Origin of the sequence: Granulicella mallensis (assembly GCF_014203225.1) — a bacterium.
Taxonomy (GTDB): domain Bacteria; phylum Acidobacteriota; class Terriglobia; order Terriglobales; family Acidobacteriaceae; genus Granulicella; species Granulicella mallensis_A.
This window is the reverse complement of sequence record NZ_JACHIO010000001.1, coordinates 24,367-47,797: the sequence shown is the minus strand read 5'-3', so window position 1 is coordinate 47,797 and position 23,431 is coordinate 24,367. Positions and strand designations below refer to the sequence as shown.

The following is a 23,431-nucleotide window of genomic DNA, read 5'->3' as shown; positions in this document are numbered from 1 at the left end:
GATGACGGTGTCGGGAGTTGACACCCAAACTCTACATATGTAGAGTTTGGGCTATGCAGCTGCGCCGCACACCTCAGACCGTTCAAGTGCTTCGCGAGTTTCTGGAAACTCCATTGGAGTGGCGGCATGGCTATGATCTCAGCCGTAGTTCTGGCCTCAAGTCCGGAACTCTCTACCCCATCCTGATCCGGCTTACCGAAAATCACCTGCTTGAAACGAGGTGGGAAGCCTCGGAAACCGGGAAGCCGCCACGCCACATGTACCGGCTTACACAGGCAGGCAAGCGTTTTGCTCGTGAGTGTGTGGCGGAAGTGCGAAACACAGCTATCGAAGAACCCGCCTTTGGAGTGTGAAACGCCATGAGCTTCGTTCGTAAAGCGGCAGACAGGATCGCAGGTTTGGTAGTTCGATACGCTTCGCCCGGCTCGAAGGAGTGGGCGCAAGCGATCGAAAGCGAACTCCTCTATATCGAAAGTGACTGGCGAGCACTGGGATGGGCTCTCAGTGGAATGCGGGTGCTGTTTGATACTCAGCCAGCCCCCTTACGCACGCTTGCGGACCTCGACGCTGAAGCCCAGAAGCATGCCGAGCGGCGTCGCCATGCTGTGAATAACGGTTGGCTTGTAACGAACGTGCCTTTATTCGTGCCTTTGGTCTTTGCGCTGGAATCACTCGTTGACATTGCTCTTGGACGCCACATCTTCAGCAATACAGTTCTGTTGTTGGGCTTGCTACTTCTAGCTCCAATGCTTTACCTGCGCAGCCGGGAGCCTAACGTTCCGGACAGGGATGATCCAACCGGACTGGTCCGATTCTATGTCGACGAGCTTTCCGCCACATCCAGCAATTCGCTGACGTTCTGGATGTTTGTTGTGGGCGCCTCGTTCATGGTTGTTGGGTTTGAGCTGGCGACAGGGTTCGGATGGCAAAGCGTGATACCACTTCTTCTGTTGCTTCCGGCGCTGGCGCTATTGCTTGCGAAGCACCGCAAGAACCGCAGGCGGCTCGCTCAGGTGGAAGCGTTGCTCGACACGATGTCTAATTCGTCTTTCTAAGTCGGCTCACCCGACATGTAAAGGATGTCTAGATAACAGGTGTAAAGGATGTCATGGAACTTGGCACCGCTTTTGTTCGCTGGGTGGTAACGCCAGAGTGAAGCCCGCAGGGCGCAACGACTGAATTGCCTTCTTTGGCCGTGGTGAAACAGGCCGTCCCCACCACGAATATCCTTGGTGGACCCTGTATAGGATTGGCGGCAGCAAGGAAAGCAATTCAGTCGTTACGGCTGCGCCTTCACTTCGGCCTTCGGCAGAGTGGTATAAGCCTTCAGTCCGACCCTTGTGCAGCCTGGGAGATAGGTAACAGTTTAGACCTGGGAGATGGGTAACACTTTTGCTTTGGCAGTTATGGTTTTAGACATGGTTTTCAGTCTTATCTAGTAGTGGTGGGGCGGTGGGAATCTGGGAATTCCGGTATTTTGGAATTTCCAGATTTCCATCGTCCTGTTGGGGATCTGGGAGATTTCCGACGTCCAGAGTGGCAGCGTCGAAGTAGGCGATGGGGAAAGCGGCGAAGTAAACGCACCAATAGCGTTCGTCGATCTGTTCGAGCCCGATCCGTTCTCCGGCGAGGACTTTACTGAGGAACACGTTGTGTCCCTTCCAGAAGAACTGTCCATGGGGGTAGACGCTGCGCACCAGAAGGCCGCTGTCGTACTCCGGGTTCGGGAGCCGTTCGGGATAAGGGCGCGGACTGGGGGTGTAGACCGTACCCGGAGGGCGTTGGCCCAGAGCTTCGTGGGGGCGCTGCTGGTTATACTCCTCGCGAAAGCGGTCAAAGGCCTGCTGCTGGCGGCGCCGGTTGGCCTCTGCTGGAGAGGCCGTCTCGGCCTTCAACGTTCGGTGCATCCGTTCATGGCGTCCGTTCTGCTCGGGGTGTCCGGGTTGGATCCGCTCCGGGACAATCCCCAGCTTCATCCAATAGAGCGCCAGCCGTGACAGCCCGGCGATAGCGCAGGAAGCAAACGGAGCTCCGTTGTCGCTGCGTATGGCGTGTGGCAGACCATACTCCCGGAACGCTGCCTCACAGAGGGAAGTCACGGCTGCGGTATCGGTCTTGGCCACGGTCTGGCAGCGCAGCAGGTAACGGCTGTAGGCGTCGGTCATCGTGAAGGGATCAATGCGGTCTCCATCCCGGGTACGGAACCAGCCCTTGAAATCGACACACCAGACCTGGTTGGAACCATCGGCATGCGCAAAGGGCTGGGTGTGCGGCGGGGTACGACGCCGTTGCCGCCGCGGATGCGCCAGCCCTTCCCGTTTCAGCAACTCGCCGATCGTGCTGGCGGCCGGCCACTGCTGTTGAGGTCGATGCGTCATCAGCCAACCGCGCAGCTTGCGCGGCCCCCAGCTCATGTGCGCACGCCGCAACTCCAGCACCTGCTGCTGAAGCCCCTCCGCCGTCTGGTTCGGATGATGCAACGGCGCTTGGCTCTGGTCGGCTAGACCTTTTGCTCCTCGCTCTTGCCACCGCGTCAGGATCTTGTATCCCGTCTTCCGCGCTATCCCGTAATGACGGCACAGTTCCGCCATCGTCCACTCCCCGCTCTCGTACTCCACTACAAATCGAGTCCGCTCTTCCAACACTCCGCTCTCTCTCCAAGGCATGAAAAACTTCTACACGCCTCCGCTAAGCCGCGCGAAAGTGTTACCTATGTCCCCGGTCTAAACTGTTACCCATCCTCCCGGTCTGTACCACTTGTATGGCCCGGCTGAAGCCGTGCCCTTCCGATTCTTGTCACAAGAAGTTATTTGCGCCGCTCGAATAGTAATTCGACGACACGACCTAGTTCTTGCCCTGATCAACGCAAGGATTCACGGCTCCGGGGAGCTGCGTGTCAAAGGTCGCGCGGCCGTGGATGCGGTCAAGGATCAGGGCGAGTGCGGCCTGGAGCTGATCTGCCCACCCGGCGGCTTGCAGTTCGCGCCAGGCATGCTCATTGAGGCCGCCAAGGGTCGAGTAGTCCGCGCTGAGTCTGGTGAAAGATTCTGCCGAACGATTTCTCGCAGCCGAGGCCAGGTTGAAGAACAACTCGCCCACATAGGCGCGTGAGGCTTCCGGCTTGAACCCACGTTCGATCAGCCAATCGTCCACGGTCCCCATCATGCCGAAGTATGTGCCCATGAGCGAGGTGACCGCGCTGATCAGATCGAGGTGGGTCTCATCTTCAATGCGAATCAGGCTTCCCAATCCGTCGAATAGCCGCAGGATCTCCGCGGATTGTGTGTAGAGAGCCAGCGGCCCCTGTCGCTCCGCAATCGGCGGCAGCGGAATAGCGCGGGAGATCTCATTCGCCGGAGCCACCAGCGACGACAACCGCTGGACGCTGAAGGTTGCGATCAGGCTGACGATCTGCTGATCGGGCCGGAAGCGCAGGGCTCCGAGGACCTCTTCGGTCACCTGCGGACGCACGGCGAGCACGACGATTTCGCTCTCGTCCACGACAGCCTGGTTATCGGCGGCGACCTTGACGTTGGGGTACCGGAGTGCAAGCCGGCGCGAGAGGGTGTCGTTTCGAGGAGAGAGAAGTATCTCCGCACGCTGGTCGTCGAACGCGCACAGCCCCATCGTCAGGGCCTCCGCGATGGTACCCACTCCGATGATGCCAACCTTGGGCACCACGTTGAGATCGAGAGGGTCGCCGGTGGGCTGTGAGGGGTGCCTCTGATACATCGGATACCTTTACGCCTTAGATATGTCGGACTTCTTTAGTAAGTAAATCAGTTTTCTGTTGGCTTCGTGATGTGGTCGACCACAAGATTGGGCACGGACTCGTGTACCGCTTCGAGCTTGAGCCCGAGCTGTTCCTGTATCGCGGTGAAGATCGACGGCCAGCTGTCCGGATCGTGCGCGGACCACTCGCGGCCAAACTGAAGCGTGTAATTGTAAGTGCCGAGGAGACCGGTCTTGTCGACGACGGGCGCTTCTACCATCGAACTCAGGGCGCCGGAGATAGCCCGCATGGAGGAATTCGATCCTACGAACTCGAGACCGTGCTGTGATCCATGCGCCTGGACGTTGGCGGGTGGCGGCGTGGCCGGCGTTTCGCCATCAGGCGGCGGGGGCACAACCTGTAGCTTCGATCCGCCTTTACCCAGAACGAGGTTGTAGATGGAGCTATTGCGAGTTTCAAGATGCGTCTTCAGGGCCAGGCGGTCGGTCAACAACACGCGAATCGCGTTCCGCTTTTCCAGCCGGACCTCGTTCGCGGTGAGCTTGGCGAGCCTGGCGTCGGTGGCTTCGTCCGAGCGGGCCTGGATGTTGTAAAACGTGTTCGTGACCCAGTCCGGTGCCCCGACAACCGGGGCATCGAAGCCGTAAGCAATCTGGAGAAGGGTCTTGATCGTGAGGTTCGTGGCTTCGAAACGGCTGGAGTGCGGCGGGCTGGAGACGGATACGTGGAAGTTGGCGTCCGGCGGCGGTGCAAGACGGATGGTGGCCACGTCAAAGGTGAGCGTGGGCGTATAGTTCGGTTCTTCCACGATGGGGGTCTGCGCGTGTGCACAGAGGGCAGGCACGAAGACGAGAAGGGCCGCGAGCAAACCAATATGTCGCTGAATGATGCGGAACATGGGCATAGGACTCCTTGTGGGAATCATACGGGGGAACGAACGGTCCGGTTCCAGGATTTACACGATCACGACGAAACGAAACAACAGATATCGGCGTCTCCGTTGAGAAGGCTTTAGGTAGGTCTGACGAATGGGAGATAGCGGTTTTTGTTTTTGTCTTTGCTTCTGAGATAGGTCCGGGCTTTAGCCCGGACATTCAAGACAGTCGGTATAGGGGGCTTCAGCCCTTGGGATAGGCTCTCCTTTCCATAGGCAGAGATGCCAAGAGATAGGAAGGCTTGTCCCAAGGGCTGAAGCCCCCTTCGTATTGGTTCCGTAATGCCCGGGCTAAAGCCCGGGCCTATCTCAGAGACAACAGCAAGAGCGTAGTCCTCGATTCGTCAGACACTACCTAGCCGTGGAGGGTTCTTGGCCAAGCGAGCATTCCCTCCGTGGCTAAAGCCACACGAACAATCGTGCAGAGACGGAGGGACTGAAGTCCCTCCCCTTCAAAGCAAAGGCACTCGCCGAGGCAAAGGCGACAACAAAAGCAACCATAAGGACAAAAGCCGGTAGTTCCGATTCGCCAGACACGACCTACTGCCACATCGACTTCTTCAGAGCTGAACGCTAAACAAGTTTGCATCGAACCGGGTGACCTATTTGGGGAGTACCGTGCCTGCTGACCAGGGTGGCACGATGCCGTTCATGCGGGCGTAGGCGATCAGCTGGCCCATGTGCTCGTTATCGTGACAGATGATCCGCAGGTACATCCCGTCTACGTTCACGGGTTCGCCATAGATCTTCACTTTGCGTTGTAGATCGCCAGGCTTCAGTTGGGCACGCGCTGCCTTCACTGCCTCAAGAGACCGCCGCAGGTAGGCCACTACCTCCGGCTTGGACACGATCTTTTTCTCTACATCGTTGGACGCAAGCTCGGGCGGCATCTTCGGCCCGGTTACGCTGAGCAGGTAGTAGTTCGATTGGGCGATGTGCATGAGCACTTCACTCACCGAGCGCACTCCCGGCTCCGGCCGCCAGCCATACTTGTCGGCCGGAATCGCCTCTGCCATCGAAACCAGCAGGCGTGAAACGTACCGCCATTCGCCATCGTAGCCTTGCCAGATTCCCTCGTTGGCAGCCGCCTCGGCAGGGGTTTGGGCGTGCAGGGTGTAGGCGCCTAAAAGAAGAGCAACGAAAACCAGTCTCTTGAGCATGCCCACACTTTAGAGCAAACCTCTTGTTATTGCGAAGTGGGATCGGGCGCCGCAGATGCCATAGCTTAGACTCAGACCACATGCTCAACCGGGGCTATGCCTACACGACAATCATCAGCAGGAAATCCCGTGGACAAACCCTGCTCTCCCACCTGGCAAGTCTTTACCCCCACTCAACCCCACAGGCCTGGCAACAAAATCTGGACAACGGCGAAGTCACTCTCAACGGCATCACCGCTACCGGAAGCGAATCGATCACTTTAGGCCAGACCCTTGTCTGGGAGCGTCCACCCTGGATCGAACCAGACTCTCCTCAGCACTTCGAAGTCCTGTGGGATGACCCCCATCTGTTGGCCGTCAACAAACCTGGCGGGCTACCCACCCTCCCGGGCGGCGGCTTCCTGGAAAACACACTCCTGCGCCTGGTGCAAAAGCAAATCCCCAATGCAAACCCTGTCCACCGGTTGGGTCGCGCTACTACCGGCATCGTCCTCTTCGCCAAAACACCGCAGGCGGCCTCTCAACTATCCTCAAACTGGAACACACCCAGAATTCAAAAGATCTACCGAGCGCTGGCTCAAGGCGTTGCACAGCATGACGCCTACGAGATTCTCACCCCCATCGGCCTTGTACCGCACCCGCTCATCGGTTCCGTGTGGGCCGCCAACCCCAGCGGCAAACCGTCGAAGTCATTGGCAAAGGTGATCTCACGCACTACGAGCACCACAACCTTTGAGGTAAGCCTGCATTCGGGCCGCCCTCATCAAATCAGAATCCATCTGGCCTCCATCGGCCATCCCCTGGTAGGCGATCCTCTGTATGGCTTAACCGGCCAACCTCTTGAAGATCTCCCCGGCCTCCCAGGCGATGGAGGATATTTCCTGCACGCCCAATTTCTGAGATTCCACCACCCTATCACCGGAGAACAAATCAATCTTGAGGCAGCTTTGCCGTCTGGATTCTGATTGCATCAGTAGGTTGCGGCGGGACTCAAATCGGGGTGGCCGTTGAATCTGCGCGATCCCGCCATTCCGAATCTGAACGAAACGTGGTGAATAACACTTCGATATTGCTGGTTAAGTAAACACGCGCGCCGATCTTTTCCACGCTGCACGGATAGATTCCCTGAAGTTGGCTTCTCGTCGGGCAATGATCACTGACGGGAATCGCATTCAGGGGAACTAATCGACCTGAGGAGAGCTTGCATTCGCGACCTCAAGAGTCTGCTGTGACGAAAGCTACTTGAAGTGGCAGTCCTTCACAATCGGAATATCGAGGTTCTTCGTCTTGCGTGCGTCTTCAACAGCTTTTTTCTGCTCCGCGAGGCTGGCGATACAGAAGGCATGTCGCAGGCTGTCCGGCACCAGAGAATCGTCATACGGCTGCAATGTATCTCCCTCACCCTTCGCTGCAGCCTTTACGCGTAACTCTCCGTCAGGTACTGCGAGCCGAAGATCTGGCCACGCCCAATGGATTGTAGATAGCGATCCAGCGTCAGTGTGGCCAAGTTCTGCGACGACAGATCGCCCAAGCCGACAGCGCGAATCGCGAGCACGTGAGCCATCAAATAGTCGTCAGATTGCTGCCCATGCTGGAACAAGATGGCTGCATAGCGGAAGTCATGCGCAGTCTGAAGGCTGCCGTTTTCCAGAAGCGTTTTCACCTGCTTCAACCGCCCTACATCGCGCAAGCCAAAATCCTGAGAGTGGTCCGGAAGCTTATCTGCTTCAGCTTTCGGCAGCATGTGCACAGCGTCGTCCGCGTATGGGAGGCCACGGTCGCGCTGATCTTCGACAAAGAGCGCACGAATTGAGGAGTTGTCCTGCGCCTGAACGGCGCGGGTCGCAAAGAGGCAGCAGAGTATCACGAGAAATATCCGCATAAAATTATCGTAATGTGAGCTTTATCGGGGAGTAGTCCTAATAAGTAAGCTTTTCGTGATTGATCCGGTGCATGACGGATGATGGTCCACGGATTTCGTAATATCTCGTAATTTTGCGTGCTTAATCTACTGCCGGTTTCTGCGCCGCATCCACGACCAGTGTCTCCACCGGCCCCTTGTTTGGAAGCAGCTTCAGCCCCAACTGCTCCTGCACCGCAGAGAAGACCGACGGCGCATCGGCGTTATCGTCGTTGCCAGCCTCTGCCTCTTCCGGGCGAAAGTGGAGTTCGATGTCATACAGACCTGTAAGTCCCGTTGCGTCGTGCACCGGCTTACCCAGCACGTTCCCCAATTGGCCTGCCAGTGCTCGCACCTGCACGCCCGAGCCCTCGTACGTTCCGGGACCCATCATCATGGAGCCCTTCTTGTACTTCTCAGGATTCGCCTTCCTCTCTTCGTCCGAAGGCGCCTCGATGGCCGTCGACACCTTCAGCTTTGACCCGCTCTTGTCGACAACGAGGTCATAGATCGGCAGCGTCTTCGTCTCCATGTGGACCTTCAATTGAAAGCGCTCCGTCAGCAGCTTCTGCAGCATCTTCTGGCGCTGCGCCGTGTTCAGCTTTTTGTAGGCGGCTACGTCGTCTCCACTCACCTTGGCGGTCAGGTCAAACGTGCTACTTTTCATCCATCCGCTTAACCCGGACATCTGATACGGCTTCACGTCCCACGCGCTGCAGATCATCATCTCCAGCGGCAGGTTTATCAAGCTCAGTCCATCCGCCGTCATCTGCCACATCATCGAGTGATCCTCGGCAGGATGCGGTTTTATTACAGCCACGTCCCACTCCGGTAGCGGGCCCGCTGCTGGAGTGTCGGTACCTCGGTCCACGTCCGACATCGTCGGTAACTGCGCCCGTATCGGCAGCGCCAGCAACATAAGAGCCACCACGATTGCAGCGGCAGGTCCCCAGGGACACTTCGTCATATCCTCACTCCTAAACAACGCCGTTCGTTATCGGAAATCCAGGTTGACCCTTGTACACGCCGTATCTTCCGGCGCGAAACGAAACTGTCTTCGTGAGATTCCATAGTAACTGGTCGCATGCGGAGGACCGCTATCGATAGGTTGGCTGCTCGTGACTGATCTCGCCGGCACGATCTACACTTGTAGGCCAAAGGGATGCTCATGATCTACCTTGAACGTCGGCCGGTTCTCCCGCTTGCGTATTTTGTAGATCGCCTCTGGTACTGCCGGGCGCCTGACCTGCCTCATGCCCGGGAGCGGGTGCTTCCTACGGGAAGGATGCAGATTCTCTTCAACCTGGCATCGGATGCACTCACCGACTGCTGTGCGCAGACCGGCGAGGAGATCGGCAGGCTTTCTCCCTCATTACTGGTGGGCCCACGGAGTCAATACGAGTTGATTGATTCTCGAGACCTGCTGGAATTGGTCGGTATCCTGTTTCATCCGGGGGGTGCCGCACCTCTCCTGCGGGAGGATGCCGGAGCTCTCTTTGAGCGGTTCATTCCCCTGAAGGATTTGTATTCAGGGACGGATCTGCGAGACCGCCTGCGCGAGTTGCCCGATCCTGTTGAGAAGCTGGCGGCTGTTGAGCAGTGGCTGCTCTCACTTACGAGCCACGGGAGCGCTACGCGAAAGCCTGTGGTCGTTGAGGGACTGAAGCTGCTTCGCCAGCACAGCGTACAGCAGGTGGCGTGCTCGCTGGGCGTTAGTGAGCGGCGACTACATCAAGTATTCAAGACGGAGGTCGGTCTGTCGCCCAAGCAGTGGGCCAGCACGGCACGTTTCCAGAGAGCGATTCGGCTTCTGCACGCTGGACAAATCCCACGCTGGGACAAACTCGCGCTGGACTGCGGTTATTACGACCAGTCGCATTTTTGCAGAGAGTTCAAGGCGTTCTCCGGTATCGACCCGTCAACCTATGTAGTGTCCGTTGGTGAGTGGGCGAACCATGTTCGGCAGGGCTAGAGGATTTTTCTGTTTTGCGTCTCCGTGGACTTCCGATTTTTACAAGACTTTGGAGCGCTGTAGATGGAGGATGAAGCTATGAAAAGCCTTGGCAACATACGCGTGACTACTATCCCGGCCATTCGATACGTGGACCCCGACCAGGCGATTCAATGGCTCAAGACAGCGCTTGGTTTTACCGAGAAGGCGGTATACCGAAGCCCGGCCGGCATCGTCGAACATGCTGAACTCGTTCTGGGCAACGGCATGGTCATGATCGGAACGGCCGGGCACAACCAGCAATCCGCGCACTGGTTTGTTCAGCCGCACTCGGTGGGCGCTGTTACCTCTTCGGTGTACCTGATCGTGCCGGACTGCGGTCCCGTCTATGCCTCGGCAAAGGCAGCGGGAGCCGAGTTTCTGCAGGAGATGGAAACCAAGGGCTATGGCGGAAGCTCTTTTATTGTCCGTGATCCCGAAGGACAGATATGGTCGCTGGGCGAGTACGATCCGTGGTCGAAGGAAACTACCTCTGAGTGAGTTCAATCTTCAGAGACTCGCCTTCGCGTCGAATCGAGACATCGCGAAAATCACGGATGAGAGGCTGGTAGCGCAACTCCTGGGCTGAGAACGTCGTCAAGAGACCCACTACCTGCATGCCGGCGCTCAGGCCCGCATCGATACCGGGGCGTGTGTCTTCAAAGACGATGCACTCTTCCGGTGCTACGCCCAACTGTTCAGCCGCGAGAAGAAAGCCTTCCGGATCGGGTTTGCCGTTGCGGATCTCATCCGCAGGAACGATCACTCTGGGCAGAGGCAGGCCTGCGCCGACGACACGGGCCTCAGCCAGCGTCCTCCAGGCGGAGGTCACGATCGCCCAGGGGTGGTTCTGTTTCTGGAGCGCCTGCACAACCTCTGCGGCTCCTGGCACCGCCAGGATTCCTTCCGTCTGTGTCTCTTCGGAATGCTCAAGCTCCGCCAGTTCCTCCGCATGGTCTCGTCCGGGGAGAAACTGCTCAAGAGTGGCTATCCCCGGACGCCCGTGGGAGAACAACAGCACCTCTTCAAGAGAGAGGTTGTGTCGCGCCGCCCACCATTTCCATGTGCGTTCCACGACCTGTGTGGAATCGACGAGCGTTCCATCCATATCGAACAGCACGGCTTTGCCTTTTAGGCTGACTAGTTCACTCATGCTGTTTATCGTCGCATAGGTGTTATGGGATGGCTTATGTAACTACGATCTGATCGGTGTAAATTTCGGCTACGTGGCCGGCAAGGATATGCCAGGAAGGCATGTGGAGCATACTTTCGCCGTGGACTTTTATGTAGCGAGCTTTGACAGGCGCCGTTAGGGCGGCTCGGAATGATTGGAGCGGAACCTTGGCAATATCCGGATTTTCCTTGGGGTTTGGATTATTCGGGTTGACGATCTTGATCTCGTTGTCGAAGTCTTTTCCATTGGCCGACAGGGCGTAGGTGACATAGGTAGGCAGCACCATGATGTTCCATTCAGGCTGGGCCTGGGCATTGAGAAAGTCCATGCTGATGGATTGAACATCCGTGACCTCTCCAAGATCCAGGACGAAATCCATGTGTTTCCCCTTGTAATACACCCAATGAACATCGGGCGAGCTCCAGGACTCCCAGGACCCGAAGATGCCGTCCGTCAGCTTTGGCAAGGCAGCCTCTCCCCCTTCAGGAAGAGTTACAGGAGTGATTGTTTTCTTGAAAGATTTGTTCTGAGAGATCTCGTCCATCTTGCGGAAGACCCGGTCATAGGAGGCCTGGTAGTCATCCGGCGTTGTGCTTCTTTCTCGTACCTTCGTCACTCCATCTTCTTTGCACAAGCTTACAAAGGGATAGACCAGTACCTTCATCGCTGGCTTTACGAACGGCCTGCCATCCGCGGTATGCGCGAACATGCTTCGCGGCGTATCGACTTCGTTGCGGCCGATCTGGATCTCCGCATAGACGATAGGCAGTCGCGCGATCTTTACCCGCGTAAGTAGCTCCGAGTTTGTTTGAACGGCCTTTTCTGCCTGGTCAAATAACGACTGATACACCTTCAGCATGTCCACGGACAGATAAGCGTCTTTCGCAGCTTCCGGGCTGCCGAAGATGTCGAGCTTGAAGCCGGTGGCAAGCAGCGACTCGCGCATCCTGTCGATGTACTGACGAATGTAAGGCCCGGCCGCGCCGTAGTAGCCCTTCAGGAATTCATCGATAATCGCGTTGTCATCCGCGTCCGGGTTCCACATCAATTCGGCGATGAGATAGGCTCTCAGCACGGCCATCTCGCCGCCAACCTGGCCGTTCGTCTGCATGTAGAGCGAATTTACGTGGTGCTCGGTAAAAAACTTGATGTTGGGTTTGATGGTGTGGAGATTTGGAAAGGGACTTACCAGATTCGTGAACTGGATATCGTAATCCCAGATAAGAATATTGCTGGCGATCTTATTCCAGGCCAGGAACTCCTGGGTAAAGCGAGGATCTGTCTCGTAGACCGGAGCGTGCCGTCGGCTTTCGATATTGCACAGCATGATGTTGACGTTGGGCTCGGCCTGTATGTTCTGAGGCGGAGTCCTGGAGTACCAGTAAGCCAGGGTTGAAATTGTTTTGTCAGGAAAGGCTTTGGCTACATCGTTGACGAAGTACAGGATCGATCCGCTGGGTACATTGCCATACTGGGTATTGAGCGTCGTGCAGGGGCCGCAGCGGCAGTACTGATCGTTGTCGTTCTGACTGACCGACCAATAGGTGGCGCTGGGGTTCGCGGCGATCTTCGCTCGTAAGTTGGTAATCACGATCTGGAGAACTTCGGGATTGGAAAGGCATAGCTGCGCGCCCGGCTGTCGATGGCCGTCGATCAGAGAAAAGTATTCGGGATGCGTCTTGCCGTACTGGTCCGGGGGAAGGAGTTCGTTGAAGGTGTGAACGAACAATCCCCATGCGTCTCGTGAAGAGAGCCTGTGCCAGTCTGTATATTCCGGGGTGAGAGTATCCGGGTAAGAGGTGGTGCGGTATCCCACCACCGGAACGACCACTACGTCATGGATCGGAAGGCTTACCGAGGTTACGTTAGGAACCTGGATCACCGTGGACTTGTACATCCTGAAGCCCCAGAGCTCCAGCAGGCCATAGATGCCGTACAGCGCTCCCTTGCCTGAGCCGCCGGCAACGATCAGTTTTTTCCCGGCAGGGTAATACGCAAATCCATCTTCTTTGAGTTGCTTGAGGTCGACCTTCTGTGCCTTTGCATAGCGTGTTTGACCGATAAAGAAGGCGGGGCCGCTCCGATAGTCGCCTTCCTGCCTGATCGCTGGGCTCTGCTGCGCGATCTCACCCAGATAGTGTTGCAGCTTCTCGGCGGCTTGCTGTTCTACAGCGCTTGCCTGGCTGGGCACAACAATCTGATACTCGGCCAGCTCTCCCGTGCTCACCTGCTTGCTGCCCTGGGGTTTGTTGATCGTCGCCCATGTGGTGTGCGGCAGAAAGGTAAAGCCTGCTGCGATCAAGCCTGAATTTCTTAGGAAGTCGAACCGGGTCATTGTTGTGTGCAATTTCATAACTTTGTGGGTTGATGCTAGCAGATAGACATTCATCAGCGGTAATAATGTTTCATTACCGAATCTGTTAGCCTGCAATCAGAAGTTTCGAAAGAGGAGAATGCGAGCGAGATGGATCACATCAGTCGTCGGAGTATGCTGGTTGGCACTGGGGCTGCGTTAGCGAGCGCAGTGATGGGCGTGGACGCTCAGACGAAAGCAACGAGTGCGCCTCAAGCATGCCCGGCACCCCCTGCGCACGCCTCTTCTCCTGCACCGACGGCCGACCAGATTCGCCGGTTGAAGTGGTGGAAGGAGGCGCGGTATGGACTCTTTATTCACTACGGTCTCTATAGCCTTCACGGCCGCCAGGAGTGGGCGGTAGAGAAAGAAGCGATTCCGTGGTCTGAGTATGAGAGCCTGGCTCGCAGATTTTCACCCAAGCCTGGGGTCGCCAAAGAGTGGGTCAGGATTGCGCAAGCAGCCGGCGCCCGATACATGGTGGTCACGGCAAAGCATCACGAAGGCTTCTGTAACTTCGATACGAAGCTCACTGACTTCAACTCCATGAAGCAGGGGCCTAAACGAGATCTCGTTCGCGAGTATGTAGAAGCTGCTCGCGCAGCGGGGATGCCGGTAGGCATCTATTACTCCCTGATGGATTGGCATCATCCTGACGGGGAACGAAGCTCTGTGGATGAAGCCGCGCGAAAGCGCTTCATCGAATACACCTTCGGTCTGATTCGGGAGCTGCTCACGAACTACGGCAAGATCGACATCCTCTGGTACGACGGTGGAATGCCTCTGGAGGCCGAGGGTTGGGAAGCCGAGCGCATGAACAAGATGGTCTTTGCGCTGCAACCGGATATCGTGGTGAACGGACGCAATCATGCGGCTGGGGACTTCTCCACTCCAGAGCAGAGCATTATCGCAGCCAACAATGGACGAGCCTGGGAGAGCTGCATGACCCTGAATGAAAGCTGGGGTTACGATGCGGCGGATGATGAGTGGAAGTCGCCCCGCACGCACCTGCGGAATCTGATTACCTGCGCTCGGGATCAGGGCAATTTTCTGATCAACGTCGGTCCTAGGGCAGACGGCACGTTTCCAGAACCGGCGGTGCGGATCCTGACCGAGGTTGGAGATTGGCTGAAGGGCAACGGGGAAGCGATCTTCAACACCGACCCTTGCCAGCCGTGGCGGCCTTCGTATGCGATGTTTACGCGACGCGCGAACACGCTTTATATGCACGTTCACTTCTGGCCGGGCAGCGATGTTTCGCTTTCGGGGCTGCAGACGAAGGTGAAGTCGGTGCGTCTGCTGAAGAGCTCTACCTCCCTTGCGTTCACACAGGATGCCTGGAGGGTGCATATCACAGGGCTCCCGGTGGAGGTTCCGGACCATCCGATAACGACGCTCGTTCTGGAATGTGAGAGTGAGCCGCGGATGAACCTGGATCACGAGCTGCGTCTCGCGAAACCCCGGCTCGGCGTAAACGTGACGCTTTAGTTCATGTGGTGAGTTTTTAGTTCATTGAAGAACCAGGGTTATCCCTATAGCGCGAAGTGCAAACCGCGACGCTTCAGCGTCGCAGGACGGAGGGGGCCGTACGGAAACAAGGGGCAGGCAAGAATTGGGCTTTCGGTCGTGTCTGACGAATCGGGGACAACAACGAATCACATATCTTGTTCCCCACAGAGACGTCATCCTGAGCGTAGCGCCTCGCGTTTTTTGCGAGGTGCGGAGTCGAAGGACCCCGAAGGACTTGATGTCGCCCAGAGGGTCGGGACCTTTTCCCGCACGAGAGTCCAGGCTCGGGGGCGAAAAGGGACGAAGAGTATCGGCGAGAGGTCAACCCTCGGGGTCCTTCGACTCCGTGTCCCCAAAGGCTGGGACACTCCGCTCAGGATGACGATTCTGTGGGGAAACGCAAGATAAAAGCTATGCGTGCAGAGAGCTTAATTCGCTCTAAGGTCGTATCGGACGTACATCACATCCTTCATTGGGCTGGTGAAGCGTATAGCCGTGTTTGAACAGCTATGCATCCAATTTGAGTGAGGTTGCTTATGAAAACTCCTGTCACACTCTTATTTCTATTGCCACTGGCTTTTAGTCTTGTTGCCGTCGGCCAGAACTCCCCTCAGCCTCAGACTCCGCAATCTCAACCTGCTCCCGCGGCCCAGCCACAAAAACATAAACGTAGCGCTGGAGGGGATATTGGCAGCGGCAGCGGCGACATTGGCAAAGGCGCAGGCAAGGGGGCCGAGGGCGTCGGCAAGGGAGCCGGCGACCTGGTCACGCTGCATCCTGTGGGGGCGGTCGGGAATGTCGGTAAAGGTGCTGGAGAGGCTGGCGTAGGCGCTGCCAAGGGAGCCGGCAAGATCGGCAAAGGCACCGGACGGTTGATCGCGAAGCCGTTCCACCATTCAAAGAAGGCTGGAAGCACGGACACGCCTCAACCCTAAGGGTGTTCATGCCAGGGCAACAAAGTACAGGAATTGAACCCTGCCGCTTTTCAGCGGGACAGATTTTAGGAAGCCTTGCCTGGCGGCACAATCGGCAGACCTGCTGCGTGCCATGCATGGAATCCGCCCACCATATCCGTCGCACGCCAGAGCCCGAGATCCTGCAGAGACGCGGCCGCGAGGCTTGAGGTATAGCCTTCGGAGCAGAACACAATTACCTGAAGATCATGATCGGTTGCGACCGGCAGCCGAGCGCTGGATGCAGGGTCGAACCGCCACTCGAGCACGTTACGCTCGACGATCAACGCCCCCGGAATAATACCCTCGATCGCGCGCTGGCCTTCGGGCCGGATATCGACGAGGATTGCCCCTGTTCTGGCCACCGCCTCATGGGCCTCCCCCGGAGATAGCCGTCGGAATCGAGCACGTGCTGCTGCAAGCATCTGCTCAATGCTCAAGGCGCCAGCTGGTTTTGTGGGTTTCGGGTTCTGCACGTGTCGCTCCTGAGTCAGTGTCTCAGCCCGTTCTGAGGCGCTTTCGCGCGGAACCAGCTGATTCCCATCCAGCTCGTACTCGTTCATATCCGTAAGCGGAGGCGAATAGGCGTGAATACTGATGGCCGGCGCGAGGGAGGCATTACGGACATCATGCGCGTACTCGGAACCGAAGGCGCGCGGCTGGCCCGGATATATCACGCGGGATTGCTCACCAGGACGATGCTCCTCAAGAACGCCGGTCGCTACGACGAAGGCTCCCGCGGACTCACCGTGGTCGTGGAAGCCGGTGGATTGCCCGGGCATCCAGCTGATCACCCAGATGTCGTGGTCGGAGCCGTGGTATAGCCGCTCATACCAGCGATCGCCGGCGCGCAGCCGCACACGGTCTAGCCAGCCATCTGACGATGCGAACTGCGAGACGATGCCGGCGAGTTCTTCGGGCGTTCTCGGCACTGCGTAGCTTTGGCTTTCCGCTGTCCATGAAGTGATGATGTCGTGTGCGAATTGTTCCTGTGCTGCGAGTTGCATGGGATATCTCCAGAGCTGAACCGTCGCCATCGAGCCCAGGCATGGATGCCGGCTTGTGGACGGAACTATTGAACCAAGGATGAGTTCTGGATGAGCTTTGGAGAGGGAATTTCAGGAGTCTCTGAGACTGTCGCAGCTCACCCAGCGAGGGGCTGGTGGCAGCGACAACAAGGATGCAGAGGAAACGCCATGTTCTGACGCTAGCATGGGCTGGAGAATTGGGTCAATGCAAACGGTTTGTTGAAGGACGAACCGGAAGGGCCGCAAAAGCGGCTCCGCAGGAGCGTAGTCGAAGGACCCGGAGTGGAGGAGCAGCCGGAACAACTAAACTGCTTTCTTTGGTTGCTGCGAGACGCGTAGCAACATCCACGAAGGTGTCCAGGTTGTTCCTTATGCCATCTGGGCGACACGAAGGAAGGCAATTTAGTCGTTCCGGCTGCGCCTCCACTCCGGCCTTCGGCAGAAAGGTATGGCCTTTGGCCTGTTATTTACGGCATGGCTGAAGCCATGCCCTTAACGAAACCGTGCCGCCGCTTGCTATTTACACAGTCCGGCTTCACTCCAAAAGCAATTGGGTGACACACCCTAAGCAAAAGCTGCCGTCCGCGATAATGCAGCTCAGATCGTCGGACGGCAGGTGATGGCCCACGAGTTTAGTAGCGGTCTCGTAATCGGGCCGCAGGGTGTTTTAAGACGGCTTAGAGGCCATCCGGTAGATGAAGGTGCGCCTGGATGAAGCTGCGCTATTTCTTTTCGCTCAACCCCACGAAGGAAAAGAACCGATACTGACAATCTGTACAGCGATAGGGCCTATACAGGAACAGAAGGTGCTCAATTGGTCTTCTGCGGGACCGGAGTACTTCTTTTGAACCACAACGGGGGCACGTACGCAAAACTGCCATGCGAAGTACCTCCGCCCCAGTGTAGGCTATCGCGGCGTGAAAACTTTATAAAACCGCTATGAATTCAATCGTTCGAGGTGGCGATAACCGCCTGTAGAGAAAAGAGCTATGGCGAAGATCGTCAGATTGTAGGTGGCGTGCATGAGAGTCGAGCAGGCCACGGAGTGTGTCCGGACGCGTACGTACGAGAAGATCAGGCTCACGGTATAGATCACGCCGACCGCGCCCCAGTTGTGCGAGAGCTGTCCTGCGTGCAGCAGCGCGAACGGGATGCTGGAAAAGATGGCCGCGAAGATCACGGCGGAGCGGGTGTGACCGGAGGAGTTTTCCCAGCGGCTCAGGCCCGCAGGAGTGCGCTCCAGGGAGAGCCAGTCGTACGCCGTGGCGAAGGCGGGAAGCAGGAAGCCACGGAAGGCGATCTCTTCTCCCAGCGGTGCGAGCAGAACCCCGAAGATCGTGACGGCCCACGCGCCGAGGGAGGTGTGCATGATCTCGGTGATGGGGTCGCTGATTGGGGAGGGCGGCAGAAAGCGATCCATGCCCTGCGAGGCAAAGCTCACCGCGATGGCTGCCGGAACGATCCACATCCAGCGCCGGTGGGCGGCGAGGACGTTCCACTGAATGCCGTGCAGAAAGGAGCGCTCCCACAGGCGGGGGAAGAGCCAGAAGGAGGTGAGCAGCGTAAGCAGGTAGCCCAGGGCCTGGGCGGCGAGTCCGAGGGCGGGGTGCTGGCGCGCAGCCTCATCCGTCTGGATGTGTGCGGCGGCGGCAAAGCCAAGGGCGCAGAAGGCCAGCCAGGTCGAGGCGAGCGAGAAGAACAGGAGGGCGTGTCCAAGGTGCGGAATCCGCTTCGCCGGCCCGTGGTCCTTCGCGGGATCGGTGTCGTGCTGGATGTCGAGCGCTTCGTCGCGTACAGGTTCGATGATGGGAGAGTTGTTCATGGAAGACAGTCGGTAATGGGCCGTGCGGTGTAGCGGCGTTGAGTTTAGCCCTGGGAAGCTCTTAAGTGGGGGGCGGTATTCCCTCCGCGGCTAAAGCCGCACGAATTTCAGGAGTCTTACGGCGGTACTAAAATACCGCCCTTTCAAAGCCAGACACTTGTTCAGAGGTTACTTAGAGCCTTTTTTTATTGCGGTCTTCTTGGTGGCGGTTTTCTTTGCGGACAGTTTCTTCTGCGCGTCCGACTCCGGTTTTGTCTTCGAGGCTGTCGGTACGCCGGTCTTTTTCTCCGGCGCGATCCACTTCGGTTTGGCTGGCTTCTTCTGCAGGTCGGGCAGCTCTATCGGCGGCAGATGTTTGCTGGCCGTAAGAGTTCCTGCGCTCTCATAATAGCGCGCAAGAAACTGTCCGGTGTAAGAGCGCGGTTCGCGGGCGACCAGTTCGGGCGGTCCCTGTGCGACGATGGTGCCGCCGCCCTCGCCGCCCTCCGGGCCCATGTCGATGAGGTAGTCGGCGTTGCGGATGATGTCGAGGTTGTGCTCGATGATCATGACGGTGTTGCCGAGGTCGGTGAGGCGATGCAGCACTTCGAGCAGGCGGCGCACGTCGTCGAAGTGGAGGCCGGTGGTGGGCTCGTCGAGCAGGTAAAGGGTGCGTCCGGTCTGGCGTTTGCTGAGTTCGCGCGCGAGCTTCATGCGCTGCGCCTCGCCGCCGGAGAGCGTGGTCGCCGACTGGCCGAGGTGGATGTAGCCGAGGCCGACGTCTACCAGCGTTTGTAGCTTCTGGTTGACCGCCGGAATGTCTTTCAGGACAGGCAGGGCCTCTTCGATGGGCAGGTCGAGGATGTCGGCAATGGAGTAGCCGTTGAACTTTACGGCGAGCGTCTCCTGGTTGTAGCGGCGTCCGTTGCAGACGTCGCACAGGACGTAGACGTCGGGCAGGAAGTTCATCTCGATGCGGCGCTGGCCTTCGCCCTGGCAGGCCTCGCAACGGCCACCCATCACGTTGAAGCTGAAGCGACCGGGCTTGTAGCCGCGCTCGCGCGAGTCCGGCAGCATGGCGAAGAGGTCGCGGATGGCGGTAAAGACGCCGGTGTAGGTGGCGGGGTTGGAGCGTGGCGTGCGGCCGATGGGGGACTGGTCGATCTGGATGACCTTGTCGAGCTGCGCCGCGCCGTGGATGGCCTTGTGTTCGCCGGGCTCTTCGCGCGAGCCGTAGAGCTCCTTGGCCAGCGAGCGGTACAGGATGTCGTTGACCAGCGTGCTCTTGCCCGAGCCGCTGACGCCGGTGATGACGGTCATCACGCCGAGAGGGAAGTGAGCCGTGACGTTCTGCAGATTGTGGGAGCGAGCGTCCTCGACCGAGAGCCACTTGCCGGTGACGGGGCGCGGAGCCTTGTCCGGCGTGGGTCGGGTGATGATGTCGATCTTGCCGCTGAGGTACAGGCCGGTAACGGAGTTGGGATTCGCCATGATCTCGGCGGGCGTGCCCGAGGCCATGAGAAAGCCGCCGTTCTTACCCGCGCCGGGACCGAGGTCGAGGATGTAGTCGGCCTTGCGCATGGTGTCTTCGTCGTGCTCGACGACGAGGACGGTGTTGCCGATGTCGCGCAGGTTTTCAAGCGCGGAGATGAGCCGCTGGTTGTCGCGCTGGTGCAGCCCGATTGAGGGTTCGTCGAGCACGTAGAGCACACCGCGAAGCCGCGAGCCGATCTGTGTGGCGAGGCGGATGCGCTGGCCTTCTCCGCCGGAGAGCGTTGCGGCGGAACGGCTGAGAGAGAGATAGCCCAGGCCTACGGCATTGAGGAACTCGAGGCGCTCGATGATCTCGCGCTGCAAGCGGTCGGCGATGAGGCGGTCGCGCCCACTGAAGTGCATGGACCGTGCGCCGAGCAGAGCCCGTTCAAGCGAGAGCGAGGTGAAGTCGGCGATGGAGGCATCGCGCCGCGCGTCGGAGCTTTCGAGGGGCTCGGTCTCGTCCTTCGTTGAGGGCGGATGGGCCGCGGCGTCGGCCAAGGGGATGGTGACGGCGAGAGATTCGGGGCGAAGGCGTTTGCCGTGGCACTGAGGGCACTCGGTCGCGGACATGTACTGCATCATGTAGTCGCGATAGCCCTCGGATTTGGTGTCTTCGAGGGTGTCGCGCAGCCAGGCGAAGATGCCGTGGAAGCCGGTGCGGCCGGCCTCATTGCGTGGCGGGCCGTAGAGCAGCAGGTCCTGGTGCTCCTTGCTCAGATCGGAGAAGGGCTGCTTCAGGTTGATCTTGTATTTGTCGGCGGCCAGTTTGATGAGCTTGAGCAGGTATTGCGAGGCTGAGCCGGGGCCCATGGCACCGTCGAGCAGCGGCTTCGACCAGTCGGTGATGGTCTTGGCGGGATCGAAGTCGTAGATGGAGCCGAGGCCGTGGCACTCCGGGCAGGCGCCGTAGGTGGAGTTGAACGAGAAGCTGCGCGGCTCGAGCTTGGGGACGTTGATGCCGCAGTCGGGGCAGGCCATCGAGGAGCTGTAGAGCGTCTCGTTGTAGGTGCCGCCGGGGGCCTGCAGGCCGATGAGCACGAGCCCGTTGGCCAGTTGCAGCGCGGTGGTTACGGCGACGGCGAGGCGGCGGGTGTCGAAGGTGGTTTGGCCTTCTTCATCGACGGTTGGCTTCAGGATGATGCGGTCGACGATGGCTTCGACGGTGTGGTTCTTGCGCTTTTCGAGGCGCATGCCCTCTTCGACTTCGGTCATCTCGCCGTCGATGCGGACGCGGTAGCCCTTTTTGTCCAGCGCTTCGAGCTCTTCGCGGAACTCACCCTTGCGTCCGCGCACGACCGGCGCCAGGACGGTGATGCGCTCGCCGGGGGAGTCGGTGCGGTTGCGCTCGACGATCTGGGCGACGATCTGCTCGGCGGACTGGCGCGAGATGGGCCGGTGGCAGTTGGGGCAGTGGGGCTGGCCTACGGAGGCGTAGAGCAGGCGCAGATAGTCGTAGATCTCGGTGATGGTGCCGACGGTGGAGCGCGGCGAGCGGGAGGTGGTCTTCTGCTCGATCGAGATGGCGGGGGAGAGGCCGTCGATGGAGTCGACGTCGGGGCGCTCCATCTGGTCGAGGAACTGGCGGGCGTAGGCCGAAAGGGTTTCGACGTAGCGGCGCTGGCCCTCGGCGTAGATGGTGTCGAAGGCGAGCGAGCTCTTGCCGGAACCGGACAGGCCGGTGACAACCGTCAGAGTGTTGCGCGGGATGGAGACAGAGACGTCCCGCAGGTTGTGCTGGCGGGCGCCGCGGACGTTGATGTGAGTAAGGCTCATGCGATGTCAAATACCGAAAGCGGCCAAAACTTTAGGATACAAGGTTCTGGGCCGGAAGGGGTTTCAGGCGCGGACAGGGAAATGTTCCCTGATGGTCAACAGTTCTTAAAATTTTCACCGTGCAGGGACTAAAAGTTGCATCAGAATGGCATGGGGCGGAGAAATCCGTGTCCATTCATCCTTTATTGAGGACTTCGGGATTAATCTTTTCGGGAGTCGTGTTTAGGATTGTCAGTTTCAACTCTGCTGGAGGCGGATGTGATCAGTTCCCTGATGTTGGTGTGTGCCGTGGCTGCGTCGTTGGCGTTGGGTGTCCTTTTGACCTACGGCATCTGCCAGATCATGTTTCGCATCTTCCGCATGCACGCGATGGCGGCTGCGAAGGAACGCGTATCGAGTCCTGCCGTGCATGTTGCGATTGAAGGGTAGAACGATCATCCACGTCATGTGACCGTTGGAGCTTCGTCCAGATTACTTGCCTGCCTTAACAAAGAGCCCGGGCCTAAAGGCCAATTCTCGTGGAGCCCTTATTCCGTAGCCTGAAGGCTACGGCTCCCTCCGTCTCCGCGACGCTAAAGCGTCACGGAACGCGCTTCGTGCTGTGACCCATCATTCAAGCTGCGACGACCATCCCAGCTATGACGGCGATTCAAGCTATGACGACCGTTCAAATGCTTATTGCGGGGTTGCCGGCGGCGTAGTCGGTGCAGGCGTTGTGTTCTGCTGTTGCTTCTGCAGTTGTTGCAACTGCTGGTAGATCTGTTCCGGTGTCTTGGCACCGTTGGAAGACGTGCCTGTCGTGCTGTCGGGGGGCGGCGGATTGGGGGCGTCTACGATGCCGGAGGTGGACGGCGTAGTCGACGGAGTGGGGACGGCGTCGGTTGGCACAGAGTTCGTTACAGGCAAGGTCGAGGCGGTCGGGGAGGTGTTCGAGGGACTCCCATTCACATTGTTTGCAGGTTGGGGAATGCTCTGCGGGCCGCTGGCTGGCTGCGTGGCTTGTGGCTGAGAGCCAGCCTGCGGGAAGCCGGGCCGCGTTGGCAGAAGCCTGGGTGGCACGGGTTGCGAGACGTTCTGGGTCTCACCGCCGTCGGCACCGTCGTCAAAACCAGGAGCGTTTGGGTTCGGAGGGGTTGGGCCTCCGTTGCGCGGGGTAAGGACCAGCTCCGTTGGTGAGTTGGTGTCGGACTCGCGTAACAGGATGTTGCTTCCCGTGCCGCCCAGAAGCGTTGCCAGAATCGTTGAGGGCTCTGCCGGGCCGTAGTTGCCGAAGACCCGTTCGTCGACCACGCCGCCGGTAATCTTCATCCCGGTGAGGCGGCTGATCTCGCGCAGAATCTGGTTCAGGCTGGAGTTGTCTGCCCGTACATTGAGCATGCCGGCGGCGTAGGTGACGGTCGCGCGATGGGCAGGTGTGGTGGGTGTGACCGGGTTTGCCGCGATCGGCGTGGGCAGCGCTGTAGGGGAGTTTGCCGGCAGCGTAGAGGCTTGAGGCGTTGCCCCAGGGAGTGCCTGCGCGCTGAGGCTGCCTGCGGCAAAGCTGAAGGCGGCGAACGCAGACACTGCAATCTGCCGGAGGCGCGAGTT

The 23,431-nt window shown here is 58.6% G+C and carries 20 protein-coding genes and 1 pseudogene; 8 read left to right on the top strand and 13 right to left on the bottom strand.

Features of this window, described 5'->3' with window-relative positions; genetic code table 11:
- Positions 1-53 precede the first annotated feature (53 nt).
- Positions 54-353, top strand: a complete 300-nt coding sequence (locus tag HDF15_RS00220) for a PadR family transcriptional regulator (RefSeq protein ID WP_184252276.1) — start codon at positions 54-56, stop codon at positions 351-353.
- Positions 354-359: 6 nt separating this feature from the next.
- Positions 360-1,055, top strand: a complete 696-nt coding sequence (locus HDF15_RS00215) for a hypothetical protein (protein WP_184252275.1) — start codon at positions 360-362, stop codon at positions 1,053-1,055.
- A gap of 489 nt (positions 1,056-1,544) precedes the next feature.
- Here HDF15_RS00215 and HDF15_RS00210 read toward each other — a convergent pair.
- The 4 genes and pseudogenes from HDF15_RS00210 to HDF15_RS00195 all read right to left on the bottom strand — a co-directional run.
- A pseudogene (locus tag HDF15_RS00210) lies at positions 1,545-2,666 on the bottom strand (integrase core domain-containing protein); the annotation flags it as partial.
- 178 nt (positions 2,667-2,844) lie between these two features.
- Positions 2,845-3,732, bottom strand: coding sequence for a pyrroline-5-carboxylate reductase (locus tag HDF15_RS00205; protein ID WP_184252273.1), 888 nt, complete (start codon positions 3,730-3,732; stop codon positions 2,845-2,847).
- Between the two features lie 47 nt (positions 3,733-3,779).
- Positions 3,780-4,631, bottom strand: coding sequence for a TIGR03435 family protein (locus HDF15_RS00200; protein ID WP_184252272.1), 852 nt, complete (start codon positions 4,629-4,631; stop codon positions 3,780-3,782).
- Positions 4,632-5,269: 638 nt separating this feature from the next.
- Entirely contained in the window at positions 5,270-5,827 is a 558-nt protein-coding gene (locus HDF15_RS00195; RefSeq protein WP_184252271.1) for a DinB family protein, read from the bottom strand.
- A gap of 80 nt (positions 5,828-5,907) precedes the next feature.
- Here HDF15_RS00195 and HDF15_RS00190 point away from each other — a divergent pair, with 80 nt between their 5' ends.
- Entirely contained in the window at positions 5,908-6,792 is an 885-nt protein-coding gene (locus HDF15_RS00190) for an RluA family pseudouridine synthase (protein ID WP_184252270.1), read from the top strand.
- A 273-nt stretch (positions 6,793-7,065) separates the two neighbouring features.
- Here the strand turns inward: HDF15_RS00190 and HDF15_RS00185 are convergent, their stop codons facing one another.
- The 3 genes from HDF15_RS00185 to HDF15_RS00175 form a co-directional block, all read right to left on the bottom strand.
- Positions 7,066-7,215 carry a hypothetical protein gene (locus tag HDF15_RS00185; protein WP_184252269.1) on the bottom strand — a complete coding sequence of 50 codons (150 nt, stop codon included), beginning with the start codon at positions 7,213-7,215 and terminating at the stop codon, positions 7,066-7,068.
- 29 nt (positions 7,216-7,244) lie between these two features.
- Complete coding sequence (locus tag HDF15_RS00180; protein WP_184252268.1) at positions 7,245-7,709, bottom strand: hypothetical protein; 465 nt, start codon at positions 7,707-7,709, stop codon at positions 7,245-7,247.
- A gap of 121 nt (positions 7,710-7,830) precedes the next feature.
- Positions 7,831-8,694 (bottom strand): TIGR03435 family protein, encoded by an 864-nt coding sequence (locus tag HDF15_RS00175; protein WP_184252267.1) that lies wholly within the window; start codon positions 8,692-8,694, stop codon positions 7,831-7,833.
- Positions 8,695-8,895: 201 nt separating this feature from the next.
- Here HDF15_RS00175 and HDF15_RS00170 point away from each other — a divergent pair, with 201 nt between their 5' ends.
- Together HDF15_RS00170 and HDF15_RS00165 are read left to right on the top strand one after the other, a co-directional pair.
- The gene (locus HDF15_RS00170) at positions 8,896-9,699 is read left to right on the top strand and encodes an AraC family transcriptional regulator (protein WP_184252266.1); all 804 of its coding nucleotides are present in this window, start codon (positions 8,896-8,898) and stop codon (positions 9,697-9,699) included.
- Positions 9,700-9,777: 78 nt separating this feature from the next.
- Positions 9,778-10,218, top strand: a complete 441-nt coding sequence (locus HDF15_RS00165) for a VOC family protein (RefSeq protein ID WP_184252265.1) — start codon at positions 9,778-9,780, stop codon at positions 10,216-10,218.
- Here HDF15_RS00165 and HDF15_RS00160 read toward each other — a convergent pair.
- Together HDF15_RS00160 and HDF15_RS00155 are read right to left on the bottom strand one after the other, a co-directional pair.
- The gene (locus tag HDF15_RS00160; RefSeq protein ID WP_184252264.1) at positions 10,205-10,870 is read right to left on the bottom strand and encodes an HAD-IA family hydrolase; all 666 of its coding nucleotides are present in this window, start codon (positions 10,868-10,870) and stop codon (positions 10,205-10,207) included. The genes HDF15_RS00165 and HDF15_RS00160 overlap by 14 nt on opposite strands.
- Before the next feature lie 34 nt (positions 10,871-10,904).
- Positions 10,905-13,226 (bottom strand): DUF4838 domain-containing protein, encoded by a 2,322-nt coding sequence (locus tag HDF15_RS00155; protein ID WP_184252263.1) that lies wholly within the window; start codon positions 13,224-13,226, stop codon positions 10,905-10,907.
- A gap of 129 nt (positions 13,227-13,355) precedes the next feature.
- On the opposite strand from HDF15_RS00155, the gene HDF15_RS00150 reads away from it, so the two are divergent.
- Both HDF15_RS00150 and HDF15_RS00145 read left to right on the top strand, forming a co-directional pair.
- Positions 13,356-14,732, top strand: coding sequence for an alpha-L-fucosidase (locus HDF15_RS00150; RefSeq protein ID WP_184252262.1), 1,377 nt, complete (start codon positions 13,356-13,358; stop codon positions 14,730-14,732).
- A 557-nt stretch (positions 14,733-15,289) separates the two neighbouring features.
- Positions 15,290-15,688 carry a hypothetical protein gene (locus HDF15_RS00145; RefSeq protein ID WP_184252261.1) on the top strand — a complete coding sequence of 133 codons (399 nt, stop codon included), beginning with the start codon at positions 15,290-15,292 and terminating at the stop codon, positions 15,686-15,688.
- Between the two features lie 65 nt (positions 15,689-15,753).
- On the opposite strand, the gene HDF15_RS00140 is transcribed toward HDF15_RS00145, so the two are convergent.
- From HDF15_RS00140 to uvrA, 3 genes are all read right to left on the bottom strand, one after another.
- Positions 15,754-16,713, bottom strand: coding sequence for a rhodanese-like domain-containing protein (locus HDF15_RS00140; protein WP_184252260.1), 960 nt, complete (start codon positions 16,711-16,713; stop codon positions 15,754-15,756).
- Between the two features lie 958 nt (positions 16,714-17,671).
- Positions 17,672-18,556: a CPBP family intramembrane glutamic endopeptidase gene (locus tag HDF15_RS00135; RefSeq protein WP_184252259.1), complete on the bottom strand. Its 885-nt coding sequence runs from the start codon at positions 18,554-18,556 to the stop codon at positions 17,672-17,674.
- A gap of 168 nt (positions 18,557-18,724) precedes the next feature.
- Positions 18,725-21,844 carry an excinuclease ABC subunit UvrA gene (uvrA, locus tag HDF15_RS00130; RefSeq protein WP_184252258.1) on the bottom strand — a complete coding sequence of 1,040 codons (3,120 nt, stop codon included), beginning with the start codon at positions 21,842-21,844 and terminating at the stop codon, positions 18,725-18,727.
- 228 nt (positions 21,845-22,072) lie between these two features.
- On the opposite strand from uvrA, the gene HDF15_RS00125 reads away from it, so the two are divergent.
- Positions 22,073-22,273, top strand: coding sequence for a hypothetical protein (locus HDF15_RS00125; protein WP_184252596.1), 201 nt, complete (start codon positions 22,073-22,075; stop codon positions 22,271-22,273).
- Between the two features lie 246 nt (positions 22,274-22,519).
- Here the strand turns inward: HDF15_RS00125 and HDF15_RS00120 are convergent, their stop codons facing one another.
- Positions 22,520-23,407, bottom strand: a complete 888-nt coding sequence (locus tag HDF15_RS00120) for a hypothetical protein (protein ID WP_184252257.1) — start codon at positions 23,405-23,407, stop codon at positions 22,520-22,522.
- Between the last annotated feature and the right edge of the window lie 24 nt (positions 23,408-23,431).